Source organism: Methylobacterium sp. NMS14P (assembly GCF_028583545.1).
In the GTDB taxonomy this organism is placed as follows: Bacteria; Pseudomonadota; Alphaproteobacteria; order Rhizobiales; family Beijerinckiaceae; genus Methylobacterium.
In genome coordinates this window covers 6,003,763-6,023,593 of sequence record NZ_CP087106.1, presented here as the reverse complement: position 1 = coordinate 6,023,593, position 19,831 = coordinate 6,003,763, and the positions used below count along the sequence as shown (strand labels likewise).

Below are 19,831 nucleotides of genomic sequence, written 5' to 3'. Positions count from 1 at the left end.
CGGCGCCGGGCGTCGTAGACGGGCCGCTCCGTCACCCTTCGAGTCCGCCCGTTGCGCCTGATCCAGATCACCCACCACGACCTCGACGGCTACGGCGCCTCCACGGTCGCCGCCGCCTGCGCCACGGTCGAGCGCGTCGTCCACGTGCCCCGCTACAGCGATGTCGGCCCGGTCTTCGAGGACGAGATCAAGCGTCTCGGCCGCGCGGCGGAGCGCGAGGTCCTGCTGATGACCGACCTCGGCCTGGAGGAGCAGACCATCGCGGGCCTGAAGAAGTTCGCCGCGATGAACCGGCGCCGCGAGGACGGCCAGAAGCACCGCCTCGTGGTCCTCGACCACCACGCCTCCTCCCTCGACCAGCTGCGGCGCCTGGGCCTCGACGCGGCGCCCGACGCCGCGCGGCCGGCGCTCCACCGGATCGACCTGGGCGACCCCGAGATCGCCGTGCTGATCGAGGACGACATCTGCGCCACGCGGATGACCTTCGAGCACCGCGCCCTGTTCGCCGCGCACGAGCCCGCGACCGACCTGTCGAGCCTGCTCGCCGCGGTCGATGCCCTCGACCTCTGGCGCAAGGAGAGCCCCGCCTTCCGGGGCGGCCTCGCCCTGGACGAGCTGTTCTGGGAGGTCGTGTCGAGCTACGTGCCGGTCGGGCATCCCTGGCACGACCGGTTCGTGTCCGAGATCCTGCTCGCGGCCGCCGCCGCCCTCCGGGACGGGGCGAGCCCGGCCGAGCTGGAGCGCCGCGCCTCGGCGATCCGCACCGGCGCGGTCGACACCCTGCTGCACGACGCGCCGGACGACGATCCGGCGCTGACGACGCGCATGCGGCTCGCCCGGGCGCTCGCCCGCTCGGATTCCCTGTTCCGCCCGCTGAAGGACGGCACGCTCCTGTCCTTCGCCCTCGATTCGGGCACCTTCCAGCGGGTCTCCGACCTGATCATGGATGCGGGCCGCGCCAAGCGCGTGGTCAACGTCCAGCGGATGGGCACGCTGTCGTTCCGGTCGAACGACGGCACGGCGCTCGACGGAGCCCGCCTGTTCCGGGGCGGCGGCCACCGCGACGCGGCGGGCGGCCGTCTCCAGAGCGGCTCGGCCTTCTCGATGACGGACGCGATCGCCCAGGTGGAGCCGGTGCTGAACCCGGAGAAGCCGGCCGGCTCGGACAGCCCGTTCGCGGCGCTGAAGAACTGGAAAGGGTGAGTCGACGCCCTGTCCCGACGAACGCGGCGGCAGGGTGTCTCTAGAGCCGGAAATCCTCGCCCAGATAGAGCCGGCGCGCGTCCGGGTTCGCCACGATCTCCTCGGGCGTGCCCTCGGTGAGGATGCGGCCGGAATGGGCGATGTAGGCGCGGTCGATCAGGCCCAGCGTCTCACGGACGTTGTGGTCGGTTATCAGCACGCCGATGCCGCGCTGCTTCAGGTGCTTCACGAGGTCCTGGATGTCGCCCACCGCGATCGGGTCGATGCCCGCGAAGGGCTCGTCCAGCAGCATGAAGGTCGGCGAGGAGGCGAGCGCCCGGGCGATCTCGCAGCGCCGCCGCTCGCCGCCCGAGAGGGCGATCGAGGGCGACTTGCGCAGGCGCGCGATGTCGAACTCCTCGAGCAGCGAATCGAGCTTGCGCGCGCGCGCCTTGCGGTCGGGCTCGACCACTTCCAGCACCGCGCGGATGTTGTCCTCCACGGTGAGTCCGCGGAAGATCGAGGCTTCCTGCGGCAGGTAGCCGATCCCGAGTCTAGCCCGCTGGTACATGGGCAGGTGCGTGATCGGCAGGCCGTCCAGGGTGATGTGGCCGCGATCGGCCGCCACCAGGCCGGTGATCATGTAGAAGATCGTGGTCTTGCCGGCGCCGTTCGGCCCGAGCAGCCCCACGGCCTCGCCGGTGCGGACCGTCAGCCCCGCCTCGTGGACGACCGTGCGGGCGCCGTAGCTCTTGCGCAGGCCGCGCACGCTGAGGATGCCGAGGCCGCCCTCCTCGGCCGCGGACCAGCCGTCGGACCCGGCAGCCTCAGGCGGCCGCGCGCGCCGGCCGAAAAGCCGGCCGAGCCAGCCCGTATGGCCCGGCGCGTCCTGCGGGCCAGCCTGAAATGCCACGGCGCCGCTCAATCGACCTGCGCCTTCGGCTTGGGCGACGGCTGCGTGCAGCCCTTCGCCTTGCCGTCCTTGGCGTCCGACTTCTCGCCCGGAACGAACAGGGCCGAGACCCGGCCGCCCGCCACCGGGTCCATGTTGGCCCGGCCGGTATTCATGTCGTAGACGAGCCGCTGCCCGCGGGTGACGTTCTGGCACTGGCTCAGGACGACGTTGCCGGTCAGCACGATCCGCTTGGCGTCCTGGTCGAACACCGCGTGGTCGCCCGTGGCGACCTGGTCCTTCTGCACCACCGTCACCGGGCCGGCGCAGTCGACCTTCTGGATGCCGTTCTCGGCCGGGTTGCGCGGCGCCGCGTCGGCGCCCTCGTCCTTCGCCTCACCCTTGGCGTCGCCCTTGGCGCCCTTGCCGGGCGCGTCCTTGCCGCGCTTGTAGGTCACCGTCATGGTCGAGCAGCGGATGGTGCTGTCGCCCTGCACGGCCACGACGTTGCCGGCGAAGATCGCCTTGTTCTCCCGGTCGAACACGTCGAGCCGGTCCGCGTCGATCTTGATCGGGTCCTTGCCGCCGCCGCCGATATTGCCGAACGGCGAGTCCTTGCGCGCCGGCTTCTCGGCCAGTGCCGGGCCGGCGAGGACCAGCCCGGCCGCCAGGGCGGCCCAGAGGATGCGGGCGGCGCTCATCGGGCACCGTCCGCGGCTTCGGCGTCCGAGGTCAGGATGCGGGCCTGCGGCTTCTCCCCCGGATCCGCATTCGCGATGACCACGTGGACGTTGCCCACGAAGGAGATCCGCTTGCCGTTCTCGACGACGTCGAGGGTGTCGGCCGTCACGTTGGCCCGCGGGCTCGAGACCGTCACGGGTTCCTGCGAGCTGATGGAGCCGGTCTTGAACGCGACGGCGGCGGAGCGCAGGCGCGCCTCCTCCCCCTTGTCGGTCCAGATGCGGATGTCGTCCTTCAGGTCGAGCGCCTCGCGGGCGGTGTCGAACAGGCCCGACGTCGCCGACAGGCGGGCGATGCCGCCCTGATCGTCGGTGGCGATGTGGCCGCGCATCTGCTGCAGCTCGATCTGGCTCGGCTTGCGCACGTCCTGAAGCGCGGCGTCGGCCGTCACCTCGTAGCCGCGCGTGCCCTGACGGAAGCCCGAGAGCCGCGGATTCTCCATGCGGACCTTCGTGCCGGCGAGCGTCACCGGCCCGACCGAGACGCCGGGCAGCTGCGCCGCGAAGGGGTTGAACAGGTAGCCCAGCAGCAGCGCCACCGCGCCGCCGGCGACCACCGGGATCAGCCGGCGCATGGTGCGCACGCGTCCGCTGTGGCGATACGCCCGAGCGTGGGCCCGGGTCCGCGCCGCCGCGACCGCCTGTCCGTTGCCGGCTTCAGCCTCGACCGGGTTCATGCAGCGTCCGTGAGGCGCGCCCGAGGCGCGCGAGAGGGTTCGGCTCTGACGCCTGCGGCCCCCACCGCGCCCGCGCCATCGGCCGGGCAATGATCCCGACCGGTGGCGAAGTTATGGCTTGACCATTTCCGAATGATCAACCGAACCCGCAATCATCCCGAACGGATGTGTGTGGAGACACACGCCGCGCGCCGATTCCCGGCAGCGCGCGGCGCGGGTCTCCGTAGTCCTACGCGCCCCGCGCGGCCGCCAGGGCCGCCGCCACCGTGCGGGCGAAGGCCGCCGGGTCGCGGGGGCTGTCGCCGTCCTGGATGCGGGCGAGGTCGAGGAGCGTCCCGGCAGCCTGCGGCACCTCCGATTCGGGTGCCGCGGCCAGCGCCCGAATCAGCGGGTGGCGCGGGTTGATCTCCAGAACCGGCTGCCCGGCACCGGCCCGTCCTGCCCGGCGCATGAGCCGCTGCATCTGCAGGTCGGGCCCGCCGGTGCCGGCCGAGAGCACCACGGCCGAATCGACGAGCCGGTCGGTGGTGCGCACGTCCGAGACCTCGGCGCCGAGGGCCGTCTTCACGGCGGCGACGAAGGCGTCGATGCCCTCCGGCGCCTCCGGCTGATCGCCCTCCGGCGCGAACTTCGACAGGTCGAGGCCGCCCTTGGTGATCGAGCGGAGCGGCTTCTCGTCGAAGGTGCCGAGCTGATCGGGCCAGAAGGCGTCGACGTGGTCGGAGAGGAGCAGCACCTCGAGGCCGCGGGCCCGGAAGCCCTCCAGCTGCGGCGACGACTTGAGCGCCTCGGCATCGTCGGCGACGAGGTAGTAGATCGCCTCCTGGCCGTCCTTCATGCGCGACACGTAGTCGGGCAGCGAGGTCCAGCCCTCCACGGCCGAGGAGCGGAAGCGCAGGAGCGGCGCGATCTCGCCCCGGCGCTCGAAATCCTCGTAGATGCCCTCCTTGAGGACGGGGCCGAAATTCTCCCAGAAGGACTGGTAGCCCTCCGCGTCCTTGGCGCGGGTGGTGAGTTCGGAGACGACGCGCCCGGTGACCGCGCGGCGGATCCGGGCGAGCGCCGGGGTCGACTGCAGCATCTCGCGGGAGACGTTCAGCGGCAGGTCCTCGGTGTCGACCACGCCCTGGACGAAGCGCAGCCACGGCGGCAGCAGCTCGGCCTCGTCGGTGATGAACATCCGCCGGACATGCAGCCGGACCTTGCTCTGCCGCTCGTTCTCGAGGGCCTGGAACGGCTTCGAGCCGGGGATGAAGAGCAGGGCGGCGAATTCGAGCTGGCCCTCGGCGCGCCAGTGGAGCGTCGCCCACGGCTTGTCGAAGTTCATGCCGATGGAGTGGTAGAATTCCTCGTACTGCTCCTCGGTGACCTCGGACTTCGCCTTGCGCCAGAGCGCGGTGCCCTGGTTGGCCGCCTCGTCCTTGCCGTCGCGCACGACGGCGATCGGCACGGTGATGAAGTCGGCCCATTTCCGCACGAGATGGTCGAGGCGGTAGGGCTCGAGGTACTCGTCGGCGTCCTCCTTGAGGTGCAGGACGATGTCGGTGCCGGGCTCGGCGCGCGTCGCCGGCTCCAGCGTGTAGCTGCCCTGCCCCTCCGAGGCCCAGGTCCAGGCCTCGTCGCTGCCGGCGCGGCGCGACGTGACGGTGACGCGGTCGGCCACCATGAAGGCCGAGTAGAAGCCGACACCGAACTGGCCGATCAGGCTCGGCCGGTCCTCGGCCTTGGCGGATTCGAGCGTCTGCGAGAAGGCCCGCGTGCCGGAGCGCGCGATGGTGCCGAGGTTGGTGGCGAGATCCTCCTTGGTCATGCCGATGCCGGCATCCGACACCGTTAGGGTCCGCGCCTCCTTGTCGGGCGCGATCCGAACCTTGGCGTCCGGCGGCAGGGCGCTCGCCGCCGAGGTCAGCGCCTCGAACCGCCGCCGATCCATGGCGTCGGCCGCGTTGGCGACGAGCTCGCGCAGGAAGATCTCGCGGTCGGAGTAGAGCGCGTGCACGACGAGGTCGAGGAGGCGTCCCACCTCCGCCCCGAATTCGTGCCGCTCGATCGTCTCGCTCACGGGTGATGCCTCCGCTGTGGGGGAAATTGCGGTGGCGATATGCTGGCGAACGGGGCCGTTTTCAATGCGAAAGACGGCCGGCCCCGGCCTGCGACGCGCGCTTCGGGCAGTGCCCCCGCGCGCCGCGGTCGGTCAGATCTCGATCTCGGTGCCCACCTCCACGATCTGCCGCGTCGGCAGGCCGAAATGGGCGCCGGTGCGCTCGGCGTTCCGCTTCATGAAGGCGAACAGGCCCTCCCGCCACGGCGCCATGCCGGGATGGGTCGGCGACGAGATCACCACCTCGTGGCCCACGAAATACGTCATGTCCTCCAGATATTCCGGCGGCAGCAGCCCGCTCGCCACCGCGCATTGCAGGCCCTCGGGGATCGAGGCGGTCTGCATGAAGCCGTAGCGCAGCACGACGCGCTCCATGCCGGGCGTGTACTTCGAGATCGCCTTGCGGATCCCCTGCGCCACCAGCGTGACCTGCGCCCGCTCGCTCGCCGGGATCACCGGCTCCTCCTCGTAGACGACGGTGATCAGCAGGATCCGCTCGTGCAGGCAGCGGCTGCGCTCGAGCAGGCGGCCGAGCGCCATCGGGATGCCCTCGGTGGCGGCGGTCAGGAAGGCCGCGGTGCCGGGCAGCGTCACCGGCGGCTGCGAGCTGAGGCTGGAGAGGAAGGAAGCCTCGGACATGCGCATGGTCTGGCGGACGGATTCGAGGACGTGGTTGCCCTTCATCCAGGTCAGCATCAGGAAGGCGACCACGCCGGCGAGCAGCAGCGGAAACCAGCCGCCCTCGAACAGCTTCACGCTGTTGGCGGAGAAGAACACGAGGTCGATGCCGAGGAAGAAGCCGTTGACCGCGAAGACCAGGATCGGGTTGTAGCCCCAGCGGAGCGCGATCAGCGCGGCGAGCAGCGTGGTGATGCCCATGAGGGCCGAGACCGCGATGCCGTAGGCGCCGGCCAGGGCGTCGGAGGAGCCGAACACGATGACGGCCGTGAGGGTCGCGACGGCGAGCAGCCAGTTCACCGCCGGCACGTAGATCTGGCCGCGCTCGTCCTCATCGGTGTGCACCACCCGCATCATCGGCATGAAGCCGAGCTGGATCGACTGCTGGGTGAGCGAGTAGACGCCCGAGATCACCGCCTGCGAGGCGATGACGGTCGCCATCGTGGCGAGCGCCACCAGCGGGTAATGCGCCCAGTCCGGCGCGAGCCGGTAGAACGGGTTCTCGATCGCGCTCGGGTCGGCGATGATCAGCGCGCCCTGGCCGCAATAGTGGATCAGCAGCGCCGGCAGGACGAGGCCGAACCACGCGATGCGGATCGCCGGGGCGCCGAAATGGCCGAGATCGGCGTACATCGCCTCGCCGCCGGTCACCGCCAGGAAGGCCGCGCCGAGCATCAGGAAGCTGACGTGCCAGCCCGCATGGATCAGGAAGTCCACCGCCCGGAACGGGTTGGCCGCCGCCAGGATCTCCGGCGCGTGCAGGATGCTCGGGATCGCGAGCAGGACCAGGACGACGAACCAGACGAGCATGACCGGTCCGAACACCCGCCCGATGGCGGCGACGCCCTTGTGCTGGACCAGGAACAGCCCGACCAGGATCACCAGCGTGATCGGCACGACGTACGGCCCGAGCGCCGGCGCGTCGATCTTCAACCCCTCGATCGCCGAGAGCACCGAGATCGCCGGCGTGATCGCGCCGTCGCCGTACAGCAGGGCCGCGCCGACCAGCCCGACCACCAGCAGCAGCGCCTTCCACGTCCCCGGCCGCGCGTGCCGCGCGCCGAGCAGCGCCAGCATGGCGACGATGCCGCCCTCGCCGCGATTGTCGGCGCGCAGGATCAGCACCGCGTATTTCAGCGACACGATCAGGATCAGCGACCACAGGATCAGCGAGACCGCGCCGGTGGCCGCCGCCGGCACCGAGGCGCCGCCGCTGGTCGCCGCCTTCACCGCCTCCTTGAACGCGTAGAGCGGGCTCGTGCCGATGTCGCCGTACACGACGCCCAGCGCGCCCAGCATCAGCGCGGCGCCGGGCCCGTGCCGGACCGCGCCGGGCTTGCGCGCCACCGGCGCCGCCGGGAGATCGACCGCCGGGGCAGCCGCGGAAGGCAGGGCTTGGCTCACGGTCGGGTCCGGTCGATGGCGTCGCGGTTGGGCGAAATCTTAGCGAGTCGGTCGCGCGGCGATAGACTCGGCAGATGTCCCGAGCGACCGCGGCGAAGACTTGTCACCCGAACGTGATGACAGTCGAGCGACCGCGGCGGCCCCGCCGCGCCGATGGCGAGCGGGGCCCGCCGGTCAGGCGGCGTCGAGCCCCAGGTCGATGATCGCCGCCGAGTGGGTGATCCAGCCGCAGGAGATCAGGTCGACCCCCGAGGCCGCGACAGCGCCCACCGTCTCGCGGGTGATCCGGCCCGACGCCTCGGAGAGGGCGCGGCCGTCGATCATCGCCACGGCGCGGCGGAGCAGGTCGGGCCCCATATTGTCGAGGAGCACCGCGTCGACCCCGACCGACAGGGCCTCCTCCAGCTGCTCCAGGCTGTCGACCTCGCACTCGATCTTGACCAAGTGGCCGGCCCGGGACCGGGCGCGCTCGATCGCCGGGACGATGCCGCCGGCCACCGCCACGTGGTTGTCCTTGATCAGCACCGCGTCATCGAGGCCGAAACGGTGGTTCGAGCCGCCGCCTGCGCGCACCGCGTGCTTCTCCAGGGCGCGCAGGCCCGGCGTGGTCTTGCGGGTGCAGACGATCGACGCCTTCCCGTGCGGGCGCGCGGCCTCGACGAGGCCGTGGGTGGCGGTGGCCACGCCCGACATCCGGCAGAGCAGGTTCAGCGCCACGCGCTCGGCCGTGAGGATCGCTCGCGCCGGCCCCTCGAGGCGCAGCACCACGTCGCCCGGCGCCACGCGTGCACCGTCGCCGCGCTCGACCGTGACGGCCACGGCCGGGTCCACCAGCGCGAACGCGATGGCGGCGGCGTCGGTGCCCGAGATGACACCGTCCTGCCGGGAGGCGATCACGCCGCGCATCCGCTCGCCCGGCGGGACGATGGCGTCGGTGGTGATGTCGCCGGCCCGGCCGAGATCCTCCAGCAGGGCGGCGCGCACCACGGGCTCCACGAGGAGCCGCGGCAGGGGGAGGATCTCATCGGAGAGAACCGACTGGGTCATGGCGTCAGCGCCTCCTCGGCGGACGGGGTCGCGGCGATCCGGTCGGCCAGCGTGGCCTCGGTGTGCGCGGCCAGGGCGAGATGGGGGAAGTCGCTGCGCCAGTGGGCGCCGCGGCTCTCCCGGCGGGCGAGCGCGCCGCGGGCGATGAGCAGCGCCACGAGGGCGGCGTCGGAGGTCTCAGCCCCGGGCTCGAGGACGGCGACGGCTTCCTCGAGGCCGGCGGCGTCGCGCACGACGCCGACCCTGCTCTCCATCAGCGCGCGGATCGCCGGCAGGTCGCCGGCGGCACGGACAGAGACGGCCTCGGGCACGATCGCGGCGGGCGGCGGCGCGTCGAGCCCGTCGGCGATGAAGCGCGCGTAGGCCAGGCCTTCCAGCAGGGAGTTGCTGGCGAGGCGGTTGGCGCCGTGGAGGCCCGTGGAGGCGACCTCGCCGCAGGCGTAGAGGCCCGGCACCGAGGTGGCGCCGCGCGCGTCCACCTTCACGCCGCCCATGTGGTAGTGCGCCGCCGGGCGGACCGGGATCGGCTGCACGGCGGGGTCGATGCCGGCGGCGGCGCAGAGCCCCGCCACGGTCGGGAAGCGCGTCGGCATCGCGGCGCCGAGCGCGCCGCGGGCGTCGAGATAGACCGTGCGGCCCCGCTGCAGCGCCTGGAAGATGCCGCGGGCGACCACGTCGCGGGGGGCGAGGTCGCCGCCCGCGATGCCGGCCATCACGGCGGCGCCGGTCTCGTCGATCAGCCGGGCGCCCTCCCCGCGCAGGGCCTCGGTCGCGAGCGGCATCGGGTCGGCGCCGGCCGCGATGGCGGTCGGGTGGAACTGCACGAACTCCATGTCGCGCATCACCGCGCCGGCCCGGGCGGCGAGCGCCAGCCCGCGGCCGACGGCGCCCGGCGGGTTGGTGGTCGCCGCGTAGAGGGCGCCGACGCCGCCGGTGGCGAGCACCACCGCGCGGGCCGGGATGCGGAACAGCGCGCCGTCGCGCTCGGCGACGATGCCGGCCACCGCCCCGCGCGTGTCCCGGAGCAGGTCGCAGGCCCGCGCCGTGACGATCTCGACGGAGGGGGCCTCCAGCACGGCCCGGACGAGCCCTTCGAGGACGCGGGCGCCGGTGGCGTCGCCGCCGGACCGGACGATGCGGCGGCGGCCGTGGGCCGCCTCGAGCCCGAGGGCCAGCGCGGCGTCGTCCGTCCGGTCGAACGGCACGCCGATCCGCACCAGCCAGTCGATCAGCCCGGGGCCCTCCGCGGCGACCCGGAGCGCCACGTCGGGCTGGGTCAGCCCGGCACCGGCGGCCTCCGTGTCGGCGGCGTGGAGCGCCGCCGCGTCGTCGATGCCGACCGCGGCGGCGATGCCGCCCTGGGCCCAGCCGGTGGCAGTGCCGAGGCCGAGGGCCGAGGCCGTGACCAGCGTCACCGGGCGGGGCGCGAGGCGCAGCGCCACGCTGAGGCCCGCGACGCCGCCGCCGACCACGACGACGCGGTCGACACTGTTGGGGGAGATCGCGTTCATCGCGTGCGCACCTCGAGCATGCGCTCCACCGCGGCCCGGGCGCGGTCGGCCAGCGCCGGATCGACCGTGACCTCGTGGGTCATCGTCTCCAGCGCGCGGCGGATGTTCGCCAAGCTCATCCGCTTCATGTGCGGGCACATGTTGCAGGGCTTGATGAACTCGATGTCGGGGTTCTGCGCGGCGATGTTGTCGGCCATGGAGCACTCGGTGACGAGCACCACCTGCTTCGGCCGCTTCTCGACGACGAAGTCCATCATCATCGCGGTGGAGCCGGAGAAGTCCGACTCGGCCACCACGTCCGGCGGGCATTCCGGGTGCGCGATGACGGTGACCCCGGGATAGCTGTCGCGGACGTCGCGGATGTCGGCCGGGGTGAAGCGCTCGTGCACCTCGCAGTGGCCGGCCCAGGTCAGGATCTCGACCTCGGGGATCTCGGCCTGGACGTTCTGCGCGAGGAACTCGTCCGGGATCATGAGCACCCGGGGGGCGTTCAGCGACTTCACCACCGCGACGGCGTTGCCGGAGGTGCAGCACAGGTCGGACTCGGCCTTCACGGCCGCCGAGGTGTTCACGTAGGTCACGATCGGCACGCCCGGGTACTTGGCGCGCAGGCCGCGCACGTCCGCGGCGGTGATCGAGTCCGCCAGCGAGCAGCCCGCGCCCATGTCCGGGATCAGCACGGTCTTGCTCGGGTTCAGGAGCTTGGCCGTCTCGGCCATGAAGTGGACGCCCGCCAGCACGATCACGTCGGCGTCGACGGTCACCGCCTCGCGGGCCAGCGCGAGACTGTCGCCCACGATGTCGGCCACCGTGTGGAAGATCTCCGGCGCTTGGTAGTTGTGCGCCAGGATTACGGCGTTGCGCTCCCGCTTCAGGCGCAGGATCGCCTCGATGTCGGGGGCGAGCGCCGGCCACTCGATCGCGGGAACGTGCCGGCTGACGCGGGCGTAGAGATCCGGGAGGGGCAGGCCCGGGATCGTCGTGCGGGAGACGGGTGCAACGGTCGCCGCCATGGCGTCCTCCATTATGCTCAGTTTGAGCATTGTGCCGTCTAACTTATGGGGGCCGCGCGCGCCTGTCCAGATATGCTAGCTGTGAGCATAAATCTTTTGCGGTGCGATGTTACGCTGCGCCGCCGAACGCCGGAGTGCTCAGCAGAAGGTTGCCGGGTCAGGTCCGATGCGGCCGTCTGGCCTGTCGAGACCGGCGATCTGCGCCATCTCGTCGGCGCCGAGCTCGAAGTCGAACAGCGCGAGGTTCTCGGTGATGCGCCGCGGCGTGGCGGTCTTGGGGATCGCCACGCAGCCGATCTGCAACTGCCAGCGCAGCACCACCTGGGCGGGCGTCTTCCCGTGCGCCTTCGCGATCGCGAGAATGATCGGGTCGTTCAGCTCCTTGCCCCGGCCCAGCGGGCTCCACGACTCGGTCACGATTCCGTGACGGGCATCCTGGGCGCGCGGCTCTTCGCGCTGGAAATAGGGGTGCAGCTCGATCTGATTGACGGCCGGGGCGACGCCGGTCTCGCCGATCAGCGTGGCGAGGTGCTCGGGCGTGAAGTTCGACACGCCGATGGACTTCGTGCGGCCCTCCTTCCGAAGCTCGATCAGCGTCTTCCAGGTCTCGACGAACAGGTGTCGCTGCGGGCACGGCCAGTGGATCAGGTACAGGTCGACATACGGAAGACCGAGGTGCCGCAGGCTCTCGTCGAAGGCGCGCCGGGCCTCGTCTCGGCCCTGGCGGTCGTTCCAGAGCTTCGTGGTGAGGAAGATGTCCTCGCGGGGGACCTCGGCGTCCCGGATGCCGCGCCCGACGCCCGTCTCGTTGCCGTACGCGGCAGCCGTGTCGATCAGCCGATAACCGGCGCGAAGGGCCTGTCCGACGAGGTCCGGAGCCTGCGCGTCCGAGAGCTGCCAGCAGCCGTAGCCGATCTGCGGGATGCGGCGGCCGTCGTTGAGCGGCAGGGTCGGGATAGCCATGAGGCAAGACTCCGGTGTCGTTGTCCGATCAACCCAAACGCTCGCAGCGGGACGCGTTCCAAGGCGTCCCGTCCTTGCGAGCGCAGCGAAGCAACCCAGTGGGCGCCACGGTCACCGATGCCTCGGCGCCCTGGATCGCTTCGCTACGCTCGCGAAGACGGAGCGATCGGGTCACGACATGGGTCCAGCGCCCGTAGCGGCGGAGCCGCGCTGAACGGGCGCAGTCTGGACCGGATCTAATCCAGCCGACCGCACGTTGGCGCACCAGATTCCAAGCTGCGCGGCGTCCCACGCGCGGTGCACGGGCGGGATGGCAGCATGACTGACGCGACTCCGACGAAGCCGCTCGCGCTGACGCGGCGAGCCGTGGTGGAGGGCTGCGCCGTGGCCGGCGCCCTCGGCGCCCTCGGGTTCCGGCCCGTGCCCGCAGTGGCGGCGGGGGCGCCGGGCGATCCGGCTCCGCAGACCATGCCGGTGCGCCTCACCATCAATGGCCAGCCGCACGACCTCGTCCTCGACACCCGCACGACGCTCCTCGATGCCCTGCGCGAGCACTTGGCGCTCACCGGCACCAAGAAGGGTTGCGACCACGGCCAGTGCGGCGCCTGCACGGTGCTGGTCGACGGCCGGCGCATCAATTCCTGCCTGACGCTCGCGGCGATGCACGAGGGTGACCCGATCACCACGATCGAGGGCTTGGCGGATGGGGACAAACTCCATCCGATGCAGGCGGCGTTCCTGGAGCATGACGGCTTCCAGTGCGGCTACTGCACGCCGGGCCAGATCTGCTCATCGGTCGGCATGCTGAGCGAGGCCAGAGCCGGCTGGCCCAGCCACGTCACCGAGGACGTCGCCGCGGCTCCGACGCTCAGCGACGCCGAGATCCGCGAGCGGATGAGCGGCAACATCTGCCGCTGCAGCGCCTACCCGAATATCGTCGCGGCGATCCGCGACACCGCCGCCAGCAACCTCTGAGGGGGCGGACATGAAGGCTTTCACGTACGAGCGTCCGGCGACGGTTCAGGACGCCGCGAAGCTCGCGGCCGAGCGGCCGAACGCCAAATTCATCGCCGGCGGCACCAACCTTCTCGACCTGATGAAGCTCCAGATCGAGACCCCGGCGACGCTGATCGACGTCAACCGGCTGCCCCTCGACAAGGTCGAGGCGACGCAGGACGGCGGCCTGCGCGTCGGCGCACTGGTGCGCAACGCCGATCTCGCCGCCGACCCGCGGGTGCGGAAGGACTACGCCGTGCTGGCGAAGGCGCTGCTGGCCGGCGCGTCGGGGCAGCTGCGCAACAAGGCGACCACGGCCGGCAACCTGCTCCAGCGGACGCGCTGCTACTATTTCTACGACACCGCTATGCCCTGCAATAAGCGCGAGCCCGGCTCCGGCTGCTCGGCGATCGGCGGCTTCAACCGGATCATGGCGGTGGTCGGGGCGAGCGAGGCCTGCATCGCCACCAACCCGTCCGACATGAACGTCGCCATGCGGGTCCTCGACGCGACGGTGGAGACCGTGAACCCCGACGGGCAGGCGCGCCGCATCCCGATCGCCGACTTCCACCGGCTGCCGGGCGACACGCCGCAGGTCGAGACCGAGCTGCGCAAGGGCGAGATCATCACGGCCGTCACGCTGCCCAAGCCGGTGGCCGGCACGCACATCTACCGCAAGGTCCGCGACCGGGCGTCCTACGCCTTCGCGACCGTGTCGGTGGCCGCCGTGATCGCGGGTGCCGAGGGCGGCAAGCCTCAGACCGCGCGGCTCGCCTTCGGCGGGCTGGCGCACAAGCCCTGGCGGGTGGCCGAGGCCGAGACGGCACTGGTGCAGACCGGTTCCGCGGACGCCGCCGCCGACGCGGTGCTCAGGGGCGCCCGCGGCTACGGCAGCAACGACTTCAAGATCCCGCTGACGCGCCGGACCCTCCGGGCCGTCGTGGCGCAGGCGACCCGCGCTTAGATCCCGGCAAGGACCGTTCCCATGGAGATGAACCAGCCGATCGGCCGGACGCCCCTCGACGACCGGCCCGACGGGCTCGTCGGCAAGCCGCTGAACCGGGTCGAAGGCAAGCTCAAGGTCACGGGCCACGCGCCCTACGCGTACGAGACCCGGGCCCTCGAGAACCCCGCCTACGGCTTCATCGTGCCGGCGGCGATCGCTTCCGGCACGATCCGGTCGATCGACGCGGAAGCCGCCCGCAAGGCGCCCGGCGCGATCCTGGTGATGACCCACGAGAACGTGCCCGAGCAGGGCGAGAAGAAGGAGCAGGTCTGGCCGCAGCTCCAGGGAACCGAGGTCAGGTTCTACGGGCAGCCGGTCGCCTTCGTGGTCGCCGAGACCTTCGAGCAGGCCCGCGCCGCCGCGATGCTGGTCAAGGTCCGGTACGACGCGGCCAAGCCCAAGGGACTGCTCAAGGACAGCCTGGCGGCGGCCTACGAGCCGAAGCCGGTCAACTCGCCGCCCGATTCCAAGCTTGGCGACTTCGACGCCGCCTTCGCGACGGCGCCGGTGAAGCTCGACGTGGAGTACGTCACGCCGAACCAGATCCACGCGCAGATGGAGCCGCACGCCACTATCGCGTTCTGGGACGGCGACGGGGTCGTGCTCTACACGGCCAACCAGATGCCGAACCGGGGCCAGAAATCCCTCGGCTCGGTGCTCAAGCTGCCCCCCGAGAAGGTGCGGATCGTCAGCCCCTATATCGGCGGCGGCTTCGGCGCGAAGCTGCAGGTCCAGCCGGAGGCGACGCTCGCGATCCTGGCCTCGAAGGTGATCCAGCGCCCCGTGAAGGTCGCGCTCACCCGGCAGCAGGAGTTCCACGTCGCGACCCACCGGACCGACACGATCCAGCGGATCCGCCTCGGCGCCGACCGGGACGGCCGTCTCTCGGCGATCAGCCACGAATCGTGGTCCGACACCGCCGAGGGCGACGGGTTCTTCGAGACCTCGGCCAACGTCACCCGGTCGCTGTACGCCGCGCAGAACCGCGTGACGCGCCATCGGCTAGTCAACCTCAACATGCCGATCGCCTCGGCGATGCGCGCGCCCGGCGAGGCCGTGGGCCAGCTCGCCTTCGAGTGCGCCATGGACGAGCTCGCCGAGCAGCTGAAGATCGACCCGATCGAGCTCCGAGTGCGCAACGAGCCGGCCGAGGATCCCGAGAAGAAGGTCCCGTTCTCGACCCGCAAGCTGGTGCCCTGCATGCGCGAGGGCGCGCGCCTGTTCGGCTGGGACAAGCGGCAGGCCGCGGGCTCCCGGCGCGAGGGCAACTGGCTCGTCGGCATGGGCATGTCGGCCGCCGCGCGCCTCAACCCGCTGATGCCGTCGGCCGCGAAGGTCCGCCTCGGGCCGGACGGCGTGCTGGTGGTTCGGATGGCGATGACCGATCCCGGCACCGGCACCTACACGATCCTGACCCAGATCGCCGGCGAGATGCTGGGGCTGCCGCCCGAGCGCGTGCGGGTGGAGATGGGCGACACCGACTTCCCGTTCGCGGCCGGCTCGGGGGGATCCTTCGGCGCCGGCTCGGCGGGCTCGGCGCTCTACGTCGCCTGCGACAACCTCCGGCAGGCCCTGCTCAAGGCCGGCGACCTGAACCCGGACGGCGCCGCGTTCCGCGACGGCGCGGTCACGTCCGGCAACCGCACCGAATCTCTAATCGACCTCGCCAAGTCCGGGCTGGAGGCCTCCGGCGAGATCAAGCCCGGCGAGATGAAGCAGAAATTCTCGCAGTACTCGTACGGGGCGCACTTCGCCGAGGTCGGCGTGGACGTCGACACCGGCGAGATCCGCCTGCGGCGAATGCTCGGCGTGTTCACCGGCGGGCGCATCCTCAACGCCAAGACCGCGCGCAGCCAGGCGATCGGCGGCATGACCTTCGGCGTCGGCGCGGCGCTGATGGAGGATGCGGTGGTCGATCCGCGCTACAGCTACTTCGTCAACCACGACATGGCCGAGTACCACGTGCCGGTCCACGCCGACCTCCCGGAGATCGACGCGGTGTTCCTGCCGGAGCTCGACGACAAGGCGAACCCGCTGAAGAGCAAGGGCCTCGGCGAGCTCGGCATCTGCGGCGCCGGCGCCTCGCTCGCCAACGCGATCTACAACGCCACCGGGATCCGGGTCCGCGACTACCCGATGACCCTCGACAAGATGCTCAAGGGCTTCGAGGAGCAGGAGGGCCAGGCGCAGCGGCGGACGTGAGGGCCGGATTGCCCGGGGGCGGCGCTCGCCGGTGGGGTGACGGCCCCAGTTGACGCAGGCGCCCCCAGGCGGGACACCCGGCGAAAAGCCCGCCCGCGGGGAGCGCCCGGTGTCCGACAGCCAGCACGATGATCGCCGTCCGCCGGCCCGCTTCAACGCGGCGCGGTACTGCCTCGCCGAGAACGCGCGCCTGCGCCCCGACAAGACTGCCCTGGTGATGGTCGGCGACGGCACCGCGGACCGCCTCAGCTTCGGCGCGGTCGAGCGGGCGGTGCGCGGCATCGCGGCGGGCCTCCTCGGCCTCGGCCTGAGGCCCGGCGACCGGGTGATGATCCGCATGGGCAACGAGGCCGACTACGTCCTCGTCTACTTCGGCGCACTGGCGGCCGGTCTCGTGGCGCTGCCCTCCTCGCCGCAGCTCACGGAGGGCGAGGCCGCCTTCCTGATGGAGAATTCCGGGGCCGCCGCGGTGGTGATCGGGAGCGGCTGCACGGTCGCGCCCGAGGCCCTGGGCGGGCGCCTCCTGCTCGACGCCGGCGCGGTCTCCGCCCTGAAGGCGGGTCCCCCCCTGCCCGACTACGCCGACACCGCCGCCGACGACCCGGCGATGCTGATCTACACCTCCGGCACGACGAGCCGGCCCAAGGGCGTGCTGCACGCCCACCGCGCCGCCTACGGCCGCCGGCCGATGCTCGACCACTGGCTGGGGCTCACCGAATCCGACGTGATGCTCCACGCCGGCACCATGAACTGGACCTACACGCTGGGCGTCGGCCTGAGCGACCCCTGGTCGGTCGGCGCGACCGCGGTGCTCTACAACGGCCCGCGCGATCCCGGGGTCTGGCCGCGCCTGATCGCCGCGTACGGCGCGACCCTGTTCGCCGCCGTCCCGACGCTCTACCGCCAGATCCTCAAGTACGGCGATCTCGGCGCCCACGACCTGTCGAGCCTGCGCCACGGCTGCACGGCCGGCGAGCCCCTCGCGGTGGAGCTGCTGGAGGCCTGGCGCCGGGCCACCGGCAAGCCCCTCTACGAGGCGCTCGGGATGAGCGAGATCTCGACCTACATCTCCAGCGGCCCGACCATCGCGGTGCGCCCCGGCTCGCCCGGCAAGCCGCAGCCCGGCCGGCGCGTGGCGATCCTGCCCGTGGCGGGCGAGCCCGTGCCGCTCCCGGCCGGCGAGAGCGGGCTCCTCGCCGTCCACCGGACCGAGCCGGCGCTGATGCTCGGCTACTGGAACCGGCCGGAGGAAGAGGCCGAGGTGATGCGCGGCGACTGGTTCGTCGGCGGCGACCTCGCCCGCCTCGACGCCGACGGCTACCTCTGGTTCGAGGGCCGCAACAACGACCTGATGAAGGCGATGGGCTACCGGGTCTCACCGAACGAGGTCGAGGCGGTGCTGTCGACCCACCCGTCCGTGGCGGAGGTGGGCGTCGCCGAGCTGCCGGTGCGGGCGGACGTCTCGGTCATCTGCGGATTCGTGGTGCTGCAGCCGAACGCAGAGCCCGACGGGGAGGCCCTGCTCGCGTGGTGCGCCGAGCGGCTCGCCGCCTACAAGCGCCCGCGCGAGATCCGCTTCCTCGATGCCCTGCCGCGCACGGCGAACGGCAAGGTCCAGAGGAAGCGGCTGGCCGAGGCGGTCACGAGATGATGCGCGGAGGCCTTCCTACAGCAGCGTCCCGCGCAGGATCAGCAGCGCCACCGAGAAGTAGATGACGAGGCCGGTGACATCGACCAGCGTCGCCACGAAGGGCGCCGAGGCGGTGGCCGGATCGAAGCCGATCCGCTGGAGCAGGAACGGCAGCATCGAGCCTGCGAGCGATCCGAAGGTCACGATCCCGACGAGCGCCGCGCCGACCGTGGCGGCGACCAGCGGCCAGTGCTCGCCGTAATCGTAGAGGCCCAGCTTCTGCCACGCGACGATCCGGATCACCGCGATCACGCCGAGGATCGCGCCGAGGAAGACCCCGGTCGGCAACTCGCGCAACGCCACCCGCCACCAGTCGCGCAGGCGGATCTGGTGCAGGGCCAGCGCCCGGATCAGCAGCGACGTCGCCTGCGAGCCGGAATTGCCGCCGGAGCTCATGATGAGCGGGATGAACAGGGTCAGGACGATCGCCTTCTCCAGCTCGCCCTCGAAGCCCTGCATGGCCGAGGCGGTGAGCATCTCCGACAGGAACAGCGCGCACAGCCAGCCGGCCCGCTTCCGGATCATCGTGAAGAAGCCGATATCCATGTAGGGCTCGGGCAGCGCCTCCATGCCGCCGAAGCGCTGCACGTCCTGCGTCTGCTTCTCGATCATCGCGTCGATCATGTCGTCGACGGTGACGATGCCGATCACGTGGCCGACCGCGTCGACCACCGGCAGCGCCAGCAGGTCGTACTTGGAGATCAGCCGGGCCGCCTCCTCGCGGCTGGCCGTCGGCGAGACCGCGAGGGGCCGGCGTCCCGGCGCGACGCTGAGCACGTTGTCGCTCGGATCCCCCGAGATCAGGCGCCGCAGCGGCACCGCCTTCGTGAGCGCGCGGGTGCGCGGGTCGAGCACGAAGATCGCGTAGATCGTCTCGCGGGTCTTCTCGACGTGGCGGATGTGCTCCAGCGTCTGGCCCACCGTCCAGGTGCCCGGCACGGTGACGAACTCGGTGGTCATCAGCGAGCCCACGGTCTCCTCGCCGTAGGCCGAGAGCCGGTCGACGGCGCCGCGGGTCTCGGCGTCCAAGCGGGCGCGCAGGTCGGAGCGGCCGGGCTCCTCGATCTCGCGGAACACGTCCGTGACCCGGTCGGCCGACATGCCCGACAGGTAGCCCGCGACCCGGTCCCGCGGCAGCATCTCGATGATGTCGGCGGCGCAGTCGAGTTCCGGCTGGTCCAGAACCTCGATCGCCCGCTCCATCGGCAGGCCGAGCAGGATGGCGGCGGCGACCTCGGGGGCCTCGTCGTTCAGGGCCTCGACGATGTCGGGCGCCCGTTCGTCGGACAGGCGTGCGGCCAACACGGACGGATCGACGCGCGTGTCGAAGGGGGCGATCTCGTTCATGGCCTCGCCTCGTGGGTTACGAGGCGACGCGTCGCCGGTCATCCTGGGTCAGGGCCGTGACCGGCCGCCGCGTCGGTCGCCCCGCGGCCAGGCCTCTCAGCGGCTCAGGCGGGACGACGGCACGGGGCCGAACACGGCAGGCACGATCGGTCGGGCACGTCGCTTCGCGGGTCGCTGCTGGAATGGGAGCGCGACACCGTCGAGGACACCGTCGCGCGGGTGCGTCGTGCGCCCGCGCGCAGAGCCCGTCAAGCCGAAACCGCGCCTATCCGCAGCCGATGCCGAACAGGGCTCGGGCGGGTGGCCGCGCGGCCACGGGACGACCCCGCGCGGCTCACGGCGAGGCTCCCTATGAGAAATATAAGTGTTGTGCTCGCTTGTA

At 71.7% G+C, this 19,831-nt stretch carries 15 protein-coding genes; 5 read left to right on the top strand and 10 right to left on the bottom strand.

The genetic code is table 11. From position 1 onward, the window contains the following. The first annotated feature begins 51 nt into the window (after window positions 1-51). Window positions 52-1,203, top strand: coding sequence for a dimethylmenaquinone methyltransferase (locus tag LOK46_RS28695; RefSeq protein WP_273561686.1), 1,152 nt, complete (start codon window positions 52-54; stop codon window positions 1,201-1,203). Window positions 1,204-1,243: 40 nt separating this feature from the next. Here LOK46_RS28695 and lptB read toward each other — a convergent pair whose 3' ends face one another. From lptB to LOK46_RS28650, 9 genes are all read right to left on the bottom strand, one after another. Continuing rightward, window positions 1,244-2,095: an LPS export ABC transporter ATP-binding protein gene (gene lptB, locus LOK46_RS28690; protein WP_273561685.1), complete on the bottom strand. Its 852-nt coding sequence runs from the start codon at window positions 2,093-2,095 to the stop codon at window positions 1,244-1,246. An 8-nt stretch (window positions 2,096-2,103) separates the two neighbouring features. Further along, complete coding sequence (locus LOK46_RS28685; protein WP_273561684.1) at window positions 2,104-2,775, bottom strand: LptA/OstA family protein; 672 nt, start codon at window positions 2,773-2,775, stop codon at window positions 2,104-2,106. Continuing rightward, window positions 2,772-3,491, bottom strand: coding sequence for an LPS export ABC transporter periplasmic protein LptC (lptC, locus tag LOK46_RS28680; protein WP_273561683.1), 720 nt, complete (start codon window positions 3,489-3,491; stop codon window positions 2,772-2,774). Before lptC ends, LOK46_RS28685 begins: the two co-directional genes overlap by 4 nt. Before the next feature lie 229 nt (window positions 3,492-3,720). Then, window positions 3,721-5,553, bottom strand: a complete 1,833-nt coding sequence (gene htpG / locus LOK46_RS28675; protein ID WP_273561682.1) for a molecular chaperone HtpG — start codon at window positions 5,551-5,553, stop codon at window positions 3,721-3,723. 132 nt (window positions 5,554-5,685) lie between these two features. Further along, window positions 5,686-7,569 carry a potassium transporter Kup gene (locus LOK46_RS28670; RefSeq protein WP_273564712.1) on the bottom strand — a complete coding sequence of 628 codons (1,884 nt, stop codon included), beginning with the start codon at window positions 7,567-7,569 and terminating at the stop codon, window positions 5,686-5,688. Between the two features lie 279 nt (window positions 7,570-7,848). Further along, on the bottom strand, window positions 7,849-8,721 hold the full coding sequence (nadC, locus tag LOK46_RS28665) for a carboxylating nicotinate-nucleotide diphosphorylase (protein WP_273561681.1): 873 nt from the start codon (window positions 8,719-8,721) through the stop codon (window positions 7,849-7,851). Then, window positions 8,718-10,232 carry an L-aspartate oxidase gene (locus LOK46_RS28660; RefSeq protein WP_273561680.1) on the bottom strand — a complete coding sequence of 505 codons (1,515 nt, stop codon included), beginning with the start codon at window positions 10,230-10,232 and terminating at the stop codon, window positions 8,718-8,720. Before LOK46_RS28660 ends, nadC begins: the two co-directional genes overlap by 4 nt. Next, a complete protein-coding gene (gene nadA, locus LOK46_RS28655; RefSeq protein WP_273561679.1) occupies window positions 10,229-11,245 on the bottom strand; it encodes a quinolinate synthase NadA in 1,017 nt (338 codons plus the stop codon). Before nadA ends, LOK46_RS28660 begins: the two co-directional genes overlap by 4 nt. A 138-nt stretch (window positions 11,246-11,383) precedes the next feature. Beyond that, window positions 11,384-12,208 (bottom strand): aldo/keto reductase, encoded by an 825-nt coding sequence (locus LOK46_RS28650; RefSeq protein WP_273561678.1) that lies wholly within the window; start codon window positions 12,206-12,208, stop codon window positions 11,384-11,386. Window positions 12,209-12,526: 318 nt separating this feature from the next. Between LOK46_RS28650 and paoA the strand changes: the two genes are divergently transcribed. The 4 genes from paoA to LOK46_RS28630 all read left to right on the top strand — a co-directional run bounded on the left by paoA (window position 12,527) and on the right by LOK46_RS28630 (window position 18,063). Next, a complete protein-coding gene (gene paoA, locus LOK46_RS28645; RefSeq protein ID WP_273561677.1) occupies window positions 12,527-13,183 on the top strand; it encodes an aldehyde dehydrogenase iron-sulfur subunit PaoA in 657 nt (218 codons plus the stop codon). A gap of 10 nt (window positions 13,184-13,193) precedes the next feature. Continuing rightward, window positions 13,194-14,168, top strand: coding sequence for an FAD binding domain-containing protein (locus LOK46_RS28640; RefSeq protein ID WP_273561676.1), 975 nt, complete (start codon window positions 13,194-13,196; stop codon window positions 14,166-14,168). 21 nt (window positions 14,169-14,189) lie between these two features. Continuing rightward, window positions 14,190-16,412, top strand: coding sequence for a xanthine dehydrogenase family protein molybdopterin-binding subunit (locus LOK46_RS28635; protein WP_273561675.1), 2,223 nt, complete (start codon window positions 14,190-14,192; stop codon window positions 16,410-16,412). Between the two features lie 109 nt (window positions 16,413-16,521). Next, window positions 16,522-18,063 carry an acyl-CoA synthetase gene (locus LOK46_RS28630; RefSeq protein ID WP_273561674.1) on the top strand — a complete coding sequence of 514 codons (1,542 nt, stop codon included), beginning with the start codon at window positions 16,522-16,524 and terminating at the stop codon, window positions 18,061-18,063. Window positions 18,064-18,078: 15 nt separating this feature from the next. On the opposite strand, the gene mgtE is transcribed toward LOK46_RS28630, so the two are convergent. Beyond that, window positions 18,079-19,449: a magnesium transporter gene (gene mgtE, locus LOK46_RS28625; RefSeq protein WP_273561673.1), complete on the bottom strand. Its 1,371-nt coding sequence runs from the start codon at window positions 19,447-19,449 to the stop codon at window positions 18,079-18,081. Between the last annotated feature and the right edge of the window lie 382 nt (window positions 19,450-19,831).

What these genes read in the sequence shown, in the direction of transcription:
- LOK46_RS28685 (WP_273561684.1), bottom strand. Translation starts at nt 2,775, where the DNA reads ATGAGCGCCGCCCGCATCCTCTGGGCCGCCCTGGCGGCCGGGCTGGTC.
- lptC (WP_273561683.1), bottom strand. Translation starts at nt 3,491, where the DNA reads ATGAACCCGGTCGAGGCTGAAGCCGGCAACGGACAGGCGGTCGCGGCG.
- LOK46_RS28670 (WP_273564712.1), bottom strand. Translation starts at nt 7,569, where the DNA reads ATGCTGGGCGCGCTGGGCGTCGTGTACGGCGACATCGGCACGAGCCCG.
- nadC (WP_273561681.1), bottom strand. Translation starts at nt 8,721, where the DNA reads ATGACCCAGTCGGTTCTCTCCGATGAGATCCTCCCCCTGCCGCGGCTC.
- LOK46_RS28660 (WP_273561680.1), bottom strand. Translation starts at nt 10,232, where the DNA reads ATGAACGCGATCTCCCCCAACAGTGTCGACCGCGTCGTCGTGGTCGGC.
- nadA (WP_273561679.1), bottom strand. Translation starts at nt 11,245, where the DNA reads ATGGCGGCGACCGTTGCACCCGTCTCCCGCACGACGATCCCGGGCCTG.
- LOK46_RS28650 (WP_273561678.1), bottom strand. Translation starts at nt 12,208, where the DNA reads ATGGCTATCCCGACCCTGCCGCTCAACGACGGCCGCCGCATCCCGCAG.
- paoA (WP_273561677.1), top strand. Translation starts at nt 12,527, where the DNA reads ATGACTGACGCGACTCCGACGAAGCCGCTCGCGCTGACGCGGCGAGCC.
- LOK46_RS28640 (WP_273561676.1), top strand. Translation starts at nt 13,194, where the DNA reads ATGAAGGCTTTCACGTACGAGCGTCCGGCGACGGTTCAGGACGCCGCG.
- LOK46_RS28635 (WP_273561675.1), top strand. Translation starts at nt 14,190, where the DNA reads ATGGAGATGAACCAGCCGATCGGCCGGACGCCCCTCGACGACCGGCCC.
- mgtE (WP_273561673.1), bottom strand. Translation starts at nt 19,449, where the DNA reads ATGAACGAGATCGCCCCCTTCGACACGCGCGTCGATCCGTCCGTGTTG.